This is a genomic window from Nocardia sp. CC213A (assembly GCF_030766805.1).
GTDB classification, from domain to species: domain Bacteria; phylum Actinomycetota; class Actinomycetes; order Mycobacteriales; family Mycobacteriaceae; genus Nocardia; species Nocardia otitidiscaviarum.
In genome coordinates this window covers 150387-164293 of sequence record NZ_JASFXA010000005.1, presented here as the reverse complement: position 1 = coordinate 164293, position 13907 = coordinate 150387, and the positions used below count along the sequence as shown (strand labels likewise).

Sequence of the window (13907 nt, the reverse complement as noted above, 5' to 3'; positions counted from 1 at the left end):
AGCCAGTCCGCCGGCTGGAACCGAGCTCACGGCACCCCACCCGGCGTCAGCGAAAGCCAGGTAAGGCACACGACGCCACCACACCTCTCATCTTTTGATCTCTTCCACTACCTTTCGCAACGCACGCGCCACTCCGAAAAGGTGCCTGAACAGGTCAGAGGACAGCCTTCACGCATCAAGTGCCGTGCTCCCGGCCGACGGGGACTGGTTGTCTCACGGCACGGCGGCACCGTTCCGGGGCGCGGATTCGAGCGTCTTCGCGTCGTGTGCCGGGCCTGTGAGGGGATCGGCGCGGGAGGTGTCCTTCAGGTCGACGCCGGAGCGGCCGAGGCGGTGGGCTCCGGCGACGAGGCCGGCGACCACGCGGGCCGCTTGTTCGTAGCCGAGGCCCTCCGGGGGATGGATGTTGGAGACGCAGTTGCGGTCGGCGTCGGTGCGGCCCGGGCGGGGGTGGTGGGTGAGGTAGATGCCGAGGCTGTCGGCTACCGAGAGGCCGGGGCGTTCACCGATGAGGACGATCAGGGTGCGGACGCCCTGGGCCGATGCGATGTGGTCGCCGAGGGCCACCCGGGCCTGGGTGGCGATGACCGGTGGGGCGAGCGAATAGTGTTCGGCGAGTTCGGAAGCCAGCGCGGCCAGTAGGGGAGCGCCGTGGTCCATGAGGGCGCGGGGAGACAGGCCGTCGGCGAGAACGAAGCCGATATCGGCACCGCTGTGCGGGACGGGGGTCAGGTCGTGCGGAAGGCGGCCCAGGTCGGGGCGGCGCAGGTACTCGGGTCGGTCGGCGGCGCGACTGCGCACTACCGCCGGGGTGCCGAGGCCGACCGCTTCGATGTGGGGCACCAGGGCCGCGGTGTCCATGGGCAGGTGGACCGCGTCGCGGGCCGCGGCATGGGCCGCCCGGAATTCCAGGACGCGGGCGGTCGGCAGCGCGTCACCCGCGCGGCCGAGACCGATGCGGGACTGAGTTGCCGAGCGCAAGGTGTTCCAGAAGTCCTGCGTCCCTTGTGCATTGCTCGCCGTTTGTGCGGTGCCCACCGTGCGCTCGGTTCCTACCGTGTGCTCGGTGTCTGCTGTGAGTTCGGTTCCTACCGCGTGCTTGGTGTTTGCTGTGCGTTCGGTGCCCACGGCGTGCTCGGTGCCCACGGCGTGCTCGGTGCTTGCCGTATGTTCGATGTTTGCCGTGTGTTCGATGCTCATAGCGCTCCCGTGAGGGCGCGCAGCGGGGAGGCGGTGATCTCCACCGGCAGCACCCGGCCGGAATCGTCGGCCATGCCGAGCCCCCGCAACCACGTCTCGAATTCCGGTGCGGCGCGCAACCCCAGCACTCGGCGGGCGTAGAGCGCGTCGTGGAAGCTGAGACTCTGATAGCCGAGCATGACGTCGTCGGCTCCCGGCACCGCGATGACGAAGGCCGCACCGGCCGCGCCGAGCAGGGTGAGCAGGGTGTCCATATCGTCCTGGTCGGCCTCGGCGTGGTTGGTGTAGCAGACGTCCACGCCCATGGGCAGGCCCAGCAGTTTCCCGCAGAAGTGGTCCTCGAGTCCGGCGCGGATGATCTGCTTGCCGTCGTAGAGGTATTCGGGTCCGATGAACCCGACCACGGTGTTCACCAGCAGCGGCCGCAGTTCCCGCGCCACCGCGTACGCCCGCGTCTCCAGGGTCTGCTGGTCCACCGGCTTCCCGCCGGTGCCGAGGTGCGCGCCCGCCGAAAGCGCCGACCCCTGTCCGGTCTCCAGGTACATGACATTGTCGCCGACCGTCCCGCGCCGCAGCGACCGTGCCGCCTCCTCGGCCTCCCGCAGCAGCGAGATGTTCACGCCGAACCCGGAATTCGCGCCCTCGGTGCCCGCGATGGACTGGAACACCAGATCCACCGGCACACCCTGCTCGATCAATTCGATGGTCGTGGTGACATGGGACAGCACACACGACTGGGTGGGGATGGCGAACCGCTGCCGGATGTCGTCGAGCAGATACAGCAGTTCGGCGGTGGCGTGCGGCGAGTCGGTGGCCGGGTTGATGCCGATCACGGCGTCCCCGCAGCCGAGCAGCAGTCCGTCCAGCGTCGCGGCCGCGATACCGCGTGCGTCATCGGTGGGATGGTTGGGTTGCAGGCGGGTGCCCAGCCGCCCCGGCAGCCCGATGGTGGTGCGGAAGGCCGCCGTCACCTCGATGGCGCGGGCGACCGCGATGAGGTCCTGATTGCGCATGAGCTTGCTGACCGCCGCCACCATCTCCGGCGTGAGCCCGGGGGAGACCGCCGCCAGGCGCGCGGCGGCATCCGGGCGTGCGGCGGTCTCCAGCAGCCAGTCCCGCAGCCCGCCCACGGTGAGATGTGAGATCGCTTGGAAGGCAAGACGATCGTGGCTGTCGATGATCAGCCTGGTGACCTCGTCGGTCTCGTAGGGCACCAGCGGTTCGAGCAGGAACCGCTGCAACGGCACCTCGGCGAGTGCCCACTGCGCGGCGGCCCGCTCGGCATCGGATTCCGCCGCGCACCCGGCCAATTCGTCGCCGCCGCGGCGCGGTGTCGCCTTGGCCATCAGCTCGACCAGTCCGTCGAAGCTGTAGCCGACACCGCGAATTCGCTGGTGATAGCGCGTCACCGCAATTCCTCCTCGGCCTCGGCCAGGGCCGCGAACTCCTCATCGGGTGAGTTGGCGACCAGGTGATGGCGGCTGTAGAGCCCGAAGTAGGCCATGAAGCCCGCGAAAGCGACCAGGGTCCAGGCCGCCGCGGTGCGGTCGACCAGGAAGGTGGCGATCACCGCGGCACAGGCGACGACCAGGGCGAATCCGGTGGTCACCACGCCGCCCGGGGTGCGGTAGGGCCGCCGCATGCCGGGCTCGCGCACTCGCAGCACGATATGGCTGACCATCATGAGCACGTAGCTGACCGCCGCGCCGAAGACGGCCATGTTCAGCAGCATCGCCCCTTCGCCGGTCAGCGAGAGCCCGAAGCCGATCACGCCGGGCACGATGAGCGCGAGCATCGGCGCTTTGCGGGAGTTGGTGACCGACAGGCTGGTCGGCAGGTATCCGGCCCGGGACAGCGCGAAGGTCTGCCGGGAGTAGGCGTAGACGATGGAGAAGAAGCTGGCCACCAGTCCGGCCAAGCCGATGTAGTTGACCACCCGCGCCGTCGAGGAATCGCCCAGCGCCTCGACGAGCGGATTGCCCGAGGCCGACAGTGCGTCCGCCCCCTGGGCTCCGGTGGCCAGGAACAGCACCGACGCGCCGGTGACGATGAGCACCAGCATGCTGATGATGATGCCCTTGGGCACGTTCTTCTCCGGCTCACGCGCTTCCTCCGCGGCCAGCGGCACACCCTCCACCGCCAGGAAGAACCAGATGGCGAACGGCACCGCCGCCCAGATGCCGAAGTACCCGAACGGCAGGAACGACGAACTGCCCACGGCGTCCGGATCGGCCGGAATATCGGTCAGATTGGCGGTGTCGAACAGGCCCCACGCCGACACCGCGAACACCAGCAGACCGACCAGCGCGATGGCGGTGATGACGAACATGGCCTTGAGCGCCTCACCCGCCCCGGTCAGATGAATGCCGATGAACAGTGCGTACACCGCCAGATACACCCACCACCCGTCGGTGATCCCGAACAGGTTCAGCGATTCCACGTACGCGCCGATGAACGTGGCGATGGCCGCGGGCGCGATGGCGTATTCGATGAGAATGGCGGTGCCGGTGGCGAATCCGCCCCACGGCCCGAGCGCCCGGCGGGCGAAGGTGTAGCCGCCGCCCGCCGCGGGCAGGGCCGAGGACAGTTCCGCCATACCGAGCACCATGGCCAGGTACATGCCCGCGATCACCACGGTCGCGATGAGCAATCCGCCGAATCCGCCCTGGGCCAGACCGTTGTTCCATCCGGCGTAGTCGCCGGATATCACATAGCTGACGCCGAGGCCCGCGAGCAGCACCCAGCCGGCGCTCCCGGATTTCAGGGAGCGCTTGGCGAGATAGGCGCTGTCCTCGAGATGAGTCTCCACATGCCGGTGATGGTGGGGCTCATTGGTGGGGATCGCCATCGCGACCTCCTTCATGCTGAACGAAATACGGTGATTTCTAGACTGTTCCGCGACCGGGAACGGGGCAGGCGTCGGCCGCCTCGGCGACCACCTGTGGTTGGGTGGGAGTGAGCGGGCGTTCGCCACGGTCCCAGCCCGCGCCGGTCACCGGCGCGGAATCGGCCAGGGCGGCCAGTTCGTTGGTATCGAAAACCCGTCCACGACTGAGGAATCGGAAGCCCTCCGGCGATTCGAGGCTGAAACCCGAACCGCGCCCGGGCACCACGTCGAGAACGAGTTGGGTGTGCTGCCAGGCGGCGAACTGCGGACCCGAGATCCACACGGCGGCGGTGTCTTCCGGCTCGGGCGTGGTGGTCGGCAGCTCGTCCACGCCGAGCCGCAGATCGAGCAGTCCGAGCAGCACATCGTGATCGCCGACCACGAATTCGCCCGCCGGATAGCACATCGGGGCCGAGCCGTCGCAGCACCCGCCGGACTGGTGCAGCATGAGCGGGCCGTGCCGCCCGCGGAGGCGACGGAGCAGATCCATCGCCGCCGCGGTGGCGCGCACCCGCGCGGGGCGCGCGGACATCAGAAGAAGCCCTGCGCCTTCGGCGCGTAGCTCACCAGCAGGTTCTTGGTCTGCTGGTAGTGCTCGAGCATCATGTGGTGGTTCTCGCGGCCGATACCGGACTGCTTGTAGCCGCCGAACGCCGCGTGCGCCGGGTACTGGTGGTAGGTGTTGGTCCACACCCGCCCGGCCTGGATGTCGCGACCGGCCCGGTAGGCCACGCCGCCGTCGCGGGACCACACGCCCGCGCCGAGCCCGTACAGGGTGTCGTTGGCGGTCTTGATGGCATCGTCGTAGTCCACGAACCGGGTCACCGAGACCACCGGACCGAAGATCTCCTCCTGGAAGATGCGCATGGCATTGTCGCCCGCGAACACGGTCGGCTGCACGTAGTAGCCGCCGGAGAGATCGCCGCCGAGGTCGGCGCGCTCGCCGCCGGTGAGCAGGGTCGCGCCCTCGCCCTTGCCGATCTCGATGTAGGACAGGATCTTCTCCAGCTGGTCGTTGCTGGCCTGTGCGCCGATCATGGTGTCGGTGTCGAGCGGATCGCCCTGGCGCACCGCCTTGGTGCGCACCACCGCGGCGGCCAGGAACTCGTCGTAGATATCGGACTGGATGAGCGCGCGCGACGGGCAGGTGCAGACCTCGCCCTGGTTCAGCGCGAACATGGTGAAGCCCTCCAGGGCCTTGTCCTGGAAGTCGTCGTTGGCGGCGAGCACGTCGGAGAAGAAGATGTTCGGGCTCTTGCCGCCGAGTTCGAGGGTGACCGGTATCAGGTTCTGCGAGGCGTACTGCATGATCAAGCGGCCGGTGGTGGTCTCACCGGTGAAGGCGATCTTCTTGATGCGCGGGCTCGATGCGAGGGGCTTGCCCGCCTCCACGCCGAAGCCGTTGACGATATTGACCACGCCGGGCGGCAGCAGATCGCCGATGACGCTGATCAGGAACATGATCGAGGCGGGGGTCTGCTCGGCGGGCTTGAGCACCACCGCATTGCCCGCGGCCAGGGCGGGGGCGAGCTTCCAGGTGGCCATGAGGATGGGGAAGTTCCACGGGATGATCTGACCGACCACGCCGAGCGGTTCGTGGAAGTGGTAGGCCACGGTGTCGGCGTCGATCTCCGACAGTGAACCCTCTTGGGCGCGAATGGCTCCGGCGAAGTACCGGAAGTGGTCGATGGCCAGCGGGATGTCGGCATTGAGGGTTTCCCGGATGGGTTTGCCGTTGTCCCAGCTCTCGGCGAGGGCGATGGCCTCGAGGTTCTCCTCGATCCGGTCGGCGATCTTGTTGAGCAGGACCGCGCGTTCGGCCGCGGAGGTCTTGCCCCAGGCGGGGGCGGCGGCGTGGGCGGCGTCGAGGGCGAGTTCGATGTCCTCGGCGGTGCCGCGGGCCACCTCGCAGAAGGTCTGGCCCGTCACGGGGGTGGGGTTCTCGAAGTACTGGCCCTTGACGGGGGCCACCCATTCGCCGCCGATCCAGTTGTCGTAGCGAGCCTGGAACGACATGGCGGCATCGGGGGTGCCGGGGCGGGCGAAGACGGTCATCGAATGCTCCTCGGTCGGCTGACAGTTCGTGCGTCAGGTGTGATTCGGAACACTAGGAGCGGTCATGTTGCATGACGGTTGCAAGTAACTGGTCAAATGCCCAGCTTCTGGTCGAGAACTCCCAACTGCGCCTTGACCTGCGTGTACATCGGCGACTGCCGGTCCAGCACGGCCAGGTAGGCGGTCCACGCCGCCACATCCTCGCGGCCGTCCGCCGACCCGGTCCAGCGGGCGAGCAGGCGGCGATCACCGGACCGCAGCAGGGCCGCGCGCAGCCGCTCCCGCAGCTCGACCCGCAACTCGTCGATGCCGGGAGCCAGCGAGCGCGGCAGGATCGGTCCGGGATAGGCGCGCAGCGCCGCCGCCGTCTCACCCCGGGCGAGTGCGGCGCGCACCTCGTCCACATCGGTGGTGAGGTCGATGAGCAGCCGATACGGCCGCGAGCCGAGGCCGCCCTCACCCAGCAGTTTGCGCACCCGTGACATTTCCGCGCGCACCGTCACCGGATCGAGTTCGGCCTCGTCGAGCAGGATGGCCAGATGGTCGGCGCTGAGTCCCTCCGGATGCTCGGCCAACAGCAGCAGGATCTCGGCGTGGCGCTGGCTCAGGCGGACGCGCTCGCCGCCGTGGCTCAGCGTCGGGCGGTGGGGGCCCAGCACCTCGAGCCGTGCGGCCGTGGCTGCCAGGGGTTTCCGCGACTCCAGCAACAGCAGCCGCAGTTCGGATTCGGCCGCCGCCACCGTCGCCCGCACCAGCGACAGCACCTCCGGCGCGGCCACCCGGGGTCCGCCGGTGATATCGATGGCCCCGATGATCGCGCCGCTGAGCGGATCGTGCACGGGGGCCGCCGAACAGCTCCACTCGTGCACCGCGCGATTGAAATGCTCCGCCCCGAAGATCTGCACATGATGGTCGAGGGCGAGCGCGGTACCCGGGGCATTGGTGCCCACCCGGTCCTCGCTCCAATCCGCGCCCTCCACGAAATTCATGGCCAGCGCGCGGTCCTTGACCCGGGAATCGCCCTCCACCCACAGCAGCCGCCCCTGGGCGTCGCTGACGGCCACCAGCAGACCGGATTCGGCGGCGTCCTCCACCAACAGTTTTCGCACCACGGGCTGGATGAGCGCGGTCGGATGATCGGCTCGGTACTGCCGCAGCTCGGACCCGTGCAGGTCCACCACATCACCGAAGCCGTCCGGATCGACACCGCTGCTGCGGCTGCGCCGCCAGGAATCCAGCACCACCGAGCGCACCGATTCGCCCTCGGGGCGGATCACCGGCAGCGATTCGGCTCCCGCCAGGAACGAACTGTGCGCCGACGACATCCGTCGCGCCAACTGCCCGAGATCATCCCCCGGCCGGAACGCGACCCATGGATTCGCCTGCGCTGCTCTGTTCAATCGGTGTCCTTCGTGCTCTCCCACAAGCACTGTAACACCGGTCACACCCTGGTCAGGGCGGCATCGGCGCCGACCCCGGGATCGGGTGGGCGAGGGCTGGTGCCCACCGCGCCACCGGTCGCTTCCTGACATTCCGGACAGTGCCCGCCCGGTGATTCCACCGGGTGACGCGGCTCGTCCGGGCTCGCCGCCGCCCGGGTCCGTACCCTGGCGGTGTGGTTACCGCACCGGAAGCGACTCCGTCCACGCCGACTCGCTGGCGCGCCTGGCGCGCGGGCGTGGCGCGACGTCCTACGCTGAACCTCGCCTACCGGATCGTGGTGGGCGTGCTGGGTGTCGTGGTCCTGGCGGTGGGGATCCTGGCGATCCCGTACCCGGGTCCGGGCTGGCTGATCGTCTTCGCGGGGCTGGGTATCCTCGCCACCGAATTCGCTTGGGCGCACAGGGCTCTGCTCTGGACGCGGCGGCGGTATCAGTGGGCCATGGGGTGGTACGCCGCCCGCGGGCCGCTGCTGCGCGGACTGGCCGCGATCGCCACGGTGGCGCTGGTGCTGGCGACGCTGTGGCTGCTCGGCACCTTCGGGATGCTCGGCGGCGTGATCGGAGTCGAATGGGAATTCTTGAACAGTCCGCTGTTCCGGTGAACGCGGCCATAGTCCCCGGTGGGGAACTGCTGCGCCGGGAGTGGTTGGCCGAGCGCATCGGCGACATGGGGATCTCCTGGGGCACCGCGGATTCCCGGGTGGCCGGGACGCTGTGGTGGTGTATGGCGGCCTCGTCGCTGGTCACGCCCATCGTCGCCGCCTACGCCGACGGCCGTCCCGCCATGAATCCGGCGCTGGACCGGATCGCCTGCGAGATCCGCCCCGACGGCGGCGTGGAACGGGTGTTATCCATCCCGACGGTGAGCGAGGACCACACCGCGACCGGGGCTGGTGATCGCTGCCGGTGCGCCACGGCGTTCCCGGCCTCCCACGCCGTGCCCGGCAACGCTTCGCCCGATGCCGCGGATCGCGACATCGCCGACCTCGACACCACGGCGGCCGGTGGCACGGCACGCGATGGCGCGCCCGCAGAGCCGTGGTCCGCCACGCCCACCGGCCCGGCCCTGCGCAACACCCTCTCGCGGCTGATTCCGCTGGTCGCCGAGGTCTCGGGCGCGAGCCCGGCCGCGCTGTGGGCGATCGTCGCCGACGCCATCGGCAATCGCGCCCTGGACATCGGCGCGCACGAGGCCGGAGCCCGGCTGGCGCGCGAGGTCGCCGGACGGCTGCCGGTGCCGCGCTTCACCGATATCGGCTCGCGCACCTTCGTCCGCCGCATCTCCTGCTGCCTGGTCTTCGAGGTGCCCGGCTGCGAGATGTGTACGAGTTGCCCGAAACGCCCTGCGGCCCAACGGGAAGCGCTGCTGTCGGAGCTGGCCGCGCGCGGTTGAGAGACCGACTCCGGCGGACGGGACGCCCAGGTGAGTCGCTCGCAGCCACTCCGGCGAATCCGCGAGCTGACTACACCGGCGTAGTGCGGCTGGTCCGATACGTCCGGACGTATGCGCGATGGCTGTCGGACTGTCGCTGCACGGTGGGTGGGCCCGGGGCGTACAGCGATGTGCTGACCTTGGACGGCCTCGGGCAGCGGGACCATTGCGGTGGCTACACCGCCATATCGCGGCCCGGCTCGCTGTATGTGGGACATGTTCAGGCATGCACCCGAGGTCGCGCCGCTCTGGAGGTCGCGGCGCTGTGGACGCCGGGTTCGGAAGGCGCAGCGCTCGGGAGATGGGAGCAGGGCTTACCGGTGCCGTCGTGCTCGCGGTCGAAACAGCACAGATCACGCGCCCGGCCGGGTCCATCGGCGCGGGGCCGGGGTCGTCCCGATAGCATGGTCGCGCCGGAGGAAGTGTCTCGTGCGGGCGCACGGACGCGTCCGGTCGTGGTTGCCGGGGAATCCGTCCCGGGCGACCGAACACCGCGGGGGGTACCCCGCACCGTACGGCGGGCAAACCACCCGCCTCGACAATGCCAAGGAGTGCGCAGCCGTGACCACCTCAGCCCCGAAGAACCCAGCGGCCCTCGTCCGGGTGCCCGCGGGGACTACCGCGGGCGCGGCGGTACGGGAGGCGGAACTGCCGGGCAAGGGACCCAACGCCGTCATCGTCGTCCGCGACCCGGAGGGCAATCTCAAGGATCTGGCCTGGATTCCGGACACCGACGTCGAGGTGGAGGCGGTCACCGCCGACACCGAGGACGGCCGCAGCGTGATCCGGCATTCGGCCGCGCACGTGCTGGCCCAGGCGGTGCAGCAGGAGTTCCCCGAGGCCAAGCTGGGCATCGGTCCGCCGATCAAGGACGGCTTCTACTACGACTTCCAGGTGGACCGCCCCTTCACCCCGGAGGATCTGGCCAAGCTGGAATCCCGGATGAAGAAGATCATCAAAGGCGCGCAGCGGTTTTCGCGCCGGGTGGTCGAGGTGGAGGACGCCCGCGTCGAACTGGCCAAGGAGCCGTTCAAGCTGGAACTCATCTCCGACAAGTCCGGAATCGACGATCCGGAGGTCATGGAGGTCGGCGGCAAGGAGCTGACCATCTACGACAACCTGGACCCGCGCTCGGGGGAGAAGGTGTGGGGCGATCTGTGCCGCGGCCCGCACATCCCCACCACCAAATACATTCCGGCCTTCAAGCTGACCCGCAGCTCCGCCGCCTACTGGCGCGGTGACCAGAGCCGCGAGGACCTGCAGCGCATCTACGGCACCGCCTGGGAGTCCAGCGAGGCCCAGGACGAGTACCTGCGCCTGCTGGCGGAGGCCGAGAAACGTGACCACCGCAAGCTGGGCCTGGAACTGGACCTGTTCTCCTTCCCCGACGAGCTGGGCTCGGGTCTGCCGGTGTTCCACCCCAAGGGCGGCATCGTCCGCAAGGAGCTCGAGGACTACTCGCGCCGCCGCCACATCGCGGCGGGCTACGAGTTCGTCAACACCCCGCACATCACCAAGGGGCACCTGTTCGAGGTCTCCGGCCACCTGGACTGGTACCGCGACGGCATGTTCCCGGCCATGCACCTGGACGCCGAACTCAATGAGGACGGCTCCGTCCGCAAGCCCGGCCAGGACTACTACGTCAAGCCGATGAACTGCCCGATGCACAACCTGATCTTCCGGTCGCGCGGCCGGTCGTACCGGGAACTGCCGCTGCGCATGTTCGAGTTCGGCTCGGTGTACCGCTACGAGAAGTCCGGCGTCATCCACGGCCTGACCCGGGTGCGCGGTATGACCCAGGACGACGCGCACATCTACTGCACCAAGGAGCAGATGCACGCGGAGCTGACCTCCACGCTCCAGTTCGTGCTGTCGCTGCTGCGCGACTACGGCCTCGACGACTTCTACCTGGAGCTGTCCACCAAGGACCCCAAGAAGTTCGTCGGCTCCGACGAGCTGTGGGAGGAGGCCACCGAAACCCTGCGCAAGGTGGCCACCGACTCCGGCCTGGACCTGGTGCCGGATCCGGGCGGCGCGGCCTTCTACGGCCCCAAGATCTCCGTGCAGGCCAAGGACGCGCTGGGGCGCACCTGGCAGATGTCCACCATCCAGCTGGACTTCAATCTGCCCGAACGCTTCGAACTGGAGTACACCGGCAGCGACGGCGCCAAGCATCGCCCGGTCATGATCCACCGCGCGCTGTTCGGCTCCATCGAGCGCTTCTTCGGTGTGCTCACCGAGCACTACGCGGGCGCGTTCCCGGCCTGGCTGTCGCCGGTGCAGGTGGTGGGCATCCCGGTCGCGGAGAACTTCGCCGAACATCTCGACGGGGTGGTCGAGGAGCTGGCGGCGCAGGGAATTCGCGCCGAGGTGGACCGCGGTGACGACCGCATGCAGAAGAAGATCTTCAACCACACCGCGCAGAAGGTGCCGTTCATGCTGCTCGCGGGTGCGCGGGATGTGGAGGCGGGCGCGGTGAGCTTCCGCTTCCGCGACGGCACCCAGGTGAACGGCGTGCCGGTCGCCGACGCGATCGCCACCATCGTGGACTGGGTCCGGCGCCGCGAGAACACCTCTCCGACCGCGGAGGGGTTCGAAATCCGCAAGGGTGGGCAATGAGTGAACGTACGGCGTCCGACGGTCTCATGGATGAGGCTGCCGGACAGCAGGATTCGGCACCGCGCGAGGTGATCATGGATACCGGCGCGGGCGATCCGGACCGCCTGCAGCGGCTGTGGACCCCGTACCGGATGTCCTACATCACCGGTGCGGCCGCCGAGCGCGCGGAGCGGGAGGCGGACGCGCCCAAGAAGTCCGGGCACCCCTTCACCGATATCCCGGAGATGTCGGACGAGGACGGACTGGTCATCGCCCGCGGACAGTGGGTGTACGCGGTGCTGAACCTCTACCCGTACAATCCCGGCCACATGATGGTGGTGCCGTACCGCCGGGTGGCGAATCTGGAGGACCTGACGCCCGAGGAGAGCCTCGAGCTGATGTCGTTCACCCAGCAGGCGATTCGCACCATGAAGAAGGTGTCGCGGCCCGAGGGTTTCAACGTGGGCCTGAATCTCGGTGGCGTGGCGGGTGGTTCGCTCGCCGACCACCTGCATCAGCACATCGTGCCGCGCTGGAGCGGCGACGCGAACTTCATCACCGTCGTCGGCGGAGTCAAGGTCATGCCGCAGCTGTTGCGGGAGACCCGCGCACTGCTGGCGGAGGCATGGAAGGCGGCATAGCGTGCTGAGCTTCTTCGGTCGCGATACGTTCGCCAAGGCGACCGCCCCGCTGGGCAAGGCGCTGGTGAGCACCGGACTCACGCCGGACGCGATGACGCTCATCGGCACCACCGCGTCGATCGCGGCCGCGGTCACCCTGTTCCCCACCGGACATCTGTTCTGGGGAACCATGGTGATCTGGCTGTTCGTCATGTTCGACATGCTCGACGGCGCGATGGCGCGCGCCCGCGGCGGCGGCACGAAATACGGTGCGGTACTGGACGCCACCTGTGACCGGGTGGCGGACGGGGCCATCTTCGGCGGCCTGGCGTGGTGGGCGGTCTACCACGAGAACAGTAGGCACCTGTTCGCCGCCACCCTGGTGGTGCTGGTGACCTCCCAGGTCATCTCGTACGCCAAGGCGCGCGCCGAGGCCAGCGGCCTGTCCGCCGACGGTGGTCTCATCGAGCGGCCGGATCGTCTGGTCATCGTGCTGGTCGGGGCCGGATTCACCGGTATCGGTGGGCATTACGGCATCGAATGGCTGAGTTACGCGGTGTACGCGGCCATGTACGCGCTGGCGGTGCTGAGCATCGTCACCGTCTTCCAGCGGGTGCTGGCGGTGCGCAATTCACCCGGTGCGCGCGAGGTCATCGCGCTCGCTGCCAAGTCCCCGGAGGAACCGCAGCGGTGACGGTCTCCAATTTCACCTCCGCGCTCAGCGACAAGGCGTACGCGGCGGGGTGGCGGCTGGTGCGTGCCCTGCCCGAGCGCACGGTACGCCGCGCGTTCGACGCGGGAGCCGACGCGGCGGCGCGGCGGGCCAACCGGGCCGCGCGTGCCGGACAGCCGAATCAGTTGCGGCTCAACCTGGCTCGCGTGCTGGGGGTACGGCCGGAGCAGGTGCCCGATCAGCTCATCCACAAGAGCATGCGCTCCTACGCCCGCTACTGGCGCGAGGCGTTCCGGCTGCCGTCCATGGATCACGCGGCGCTGGGGTCACGCCTGTCGGTGCAGCAGGTCGAGAACCTGGAGGCCGCGCTCGCCCGGGGCAAGGGCGTGATCCTGGTGCTGCCGCATTCCGGGAACTGGGATATGGCGGGGGTGTGGCTGGTGCAGAACCACGGCCGCTTCGCCACCGTCGCCGAACGTCTGAAGCCGGAATCGTTGTTCGAGCGGTTCGTCGCCTACCGGGAGGGCCTCGGCTTCGAGGTCTTCCCGCTCACCGGCGGTGAGCAGCCGCCCTTCCCGCAACTCGCGCAGCGGCTGCGCGCGGGCGGCGTCATCTGCCTGATGGGGGAGCGCGACCTCACCGGTAAGGGCGTGCCGGTCACGTTCTTCGGGGAGCGCACCTGGATGCCCGCGGGCGCGGCCAAGCTCGCGGTCGAAACCGGGGCGGCGCTGATCCCGGTGCACTGCTGGTTCACCGAGGACGCGGCGGGCAATGAGGGGTGGGGGTTCAAGACCGAACCGGCCCTCGACGTTTCGGGCGGCGTGGCGGCGGCAACCCAGGCATTGGCGGACCGCTTCGCGGCCGATATCGCCGCCCATCCCGCCGATTGGCACATGCTGCAACCGCTGTGGGAGAGCGATCTGTCGGAGGCCCGACTGGACCGTATCGCGGCGGCGCAGCGGGAACTCGGCTACACCCGAGACGAGACGCCGACGACGAG

General features: G+C 69.0%; 11 protein-coding genes and 1 pseudogene. 6 read left to right on the top strand and 6 right to left on the bottom strand.

Annotated features, from left to right (window positions below; genetic code table 11):
- Positions 1-213: 213 nt before the first annotated feature.
- From eutC to QJS31_RS11540, 6 genes are all read right to left on the bottom strand, one after another.
- Complete coding sequence (gene eutC / locus QJS31_RS11565; protein WP_372341548.1) at positions 214-1038, bottom strand: ethanolamine ammonia-lyase subunit EutC; 825 nt, start codon at positions 1036-1038, stop codon at positions 214-216.
- Between the two features lie 158 nt (positions 1039-1196).
- Positions 1197-2609 (bottom strand): ethanolamine ammonia-lyase subunit EutB, encoded by a 1413-nt coding sequence (locus QJS31_RS11560; protein ID WP_282781488.1) that lies wholly within the window; start codon positions 2607-2609, stop codon positions 1197-1199.
- The gene (gene eat, locus QJS31_RS11555; protein ID WP_306356664.1) at positions 2606-4048 is read right to left on the bottom strand and encodes an ethanolamine permease; all 1443 of its coding nucleotides are present in this window, start codon (positions 4046-4048) and stop codon (positions 2606-2608) included. The genes QJS31_RS11560 and eat overlap by 4 nt, the downstream gene beginning before the upstream one ends.
- Positions 4049-4085: 37 nt before the next feature.
- Entirely contained in the window at positions 4086-4619 is a 534-nt protein-coding gene (locus QJS31_RS11550; RefSeq protein ID WP_282781485.1) for a DUF779 domain-containing protein, read from the bottom strand.
- Positions 4619-6142, bottom strand: coding sequence for an aldehyde dehydrogenase (gene adh / locus QJS31_RS11545; protein ID WP_282781484.1), 1524 nt, complete (start codon positions 6140-6142; stop codon positions 4619-4621). The genes QJS31_RS11550 and adh overlap by 1 nt, the downstream gene beginning before the upstream one ends.
- 92 nt (positions 6143-6234) lie before the next feature.
- A complete protein-coding gene (locus QJS31_RS11540) occupies positions 6235-7467 on the bottom strand; it encodes a helix-turn-helix domain-containing protein (RefSeq protein ID WP_306356785.1) in 1233 nt (410 codons plus the stop codon).
- A 290-nt stretch (positions 7468-7757) separates the two neighbouring features.
- Between QJS31_RS11540 and QJS31_RS11535 the strand changes: the two genes are divergently transcribed.
- The 6 genes and pseudogenes from QJS31_RS11535 to QJS31_RS11510 form a co-directional block, all read left to right on the top strand.
- A complete protein-coding gene (locus QJS31_RS11535; RefSeq protein ID WP_306356663.1) occupies positions 7758-8186 on the top strand; it encodes a TIGR02611 family protein in 429 nt (142 codons plus the stop codon).
- Positions 8153-8977, top strand: a complete 825-nt coding sequence (locus tag QJS31_RS11530) for a (2Fe-2S)-binding protein (RefSeq protein WP_306356662.1) — start codon at positions 8153-8155, stop codon at positions 8975-8977. The genes QJS31_RS11535 and QJS31_RS11530 overlap by 34 nt, the downstream gene beginning before the upstream one ends.
- A 600-nt stretch (positions 8978-9577) precedes the next feature.
- Complete coding sequence (gene thrS, locus QJS31_RS11525; RefSeq protein ID WP_306356661.1) at positions 9578-11635, top strand: threonine--tRNA ligase; 2058 nt, start codon at positions 9578-9580, stop codon at positions 11633-11635.
- A 26-nt stretch (positions 11636-11661) separates the two neighbouring features.
- Complete coding sequence (locus tag QJS31_RS11520) at positions 11662-12255, top strand: HIT domain-containing protein (protein ID WP_029924231.1); 594 nt, start codon at positions 11662-11664, stop codon at positions 12253-12255.
- A gap of 1 nt (position 12256) precedes the next feature.
- Positions 12257-12928, top strand: a complete 672-nt coding sequence (gene pgsA, locus QJS31_RS11515) for a phosphatidylinositol phosphate synthase (RefSeq protein WP_282781476.1) — start codon at positions 12257-12259, stop codon at positions 12926-12928.
- Positions 12925-13860: pseudogene (locus QJS31_RS11510) on the top strand (phosphatidylinositol mannoside acyltransferase); the annotation flags it as partial. The gene pgsA and the pseudogene QJS31_RS11510, both read left to right, overlap by 4 nt.
- Positions 13861-13907 lie beyond the last annotated feature (47 nt).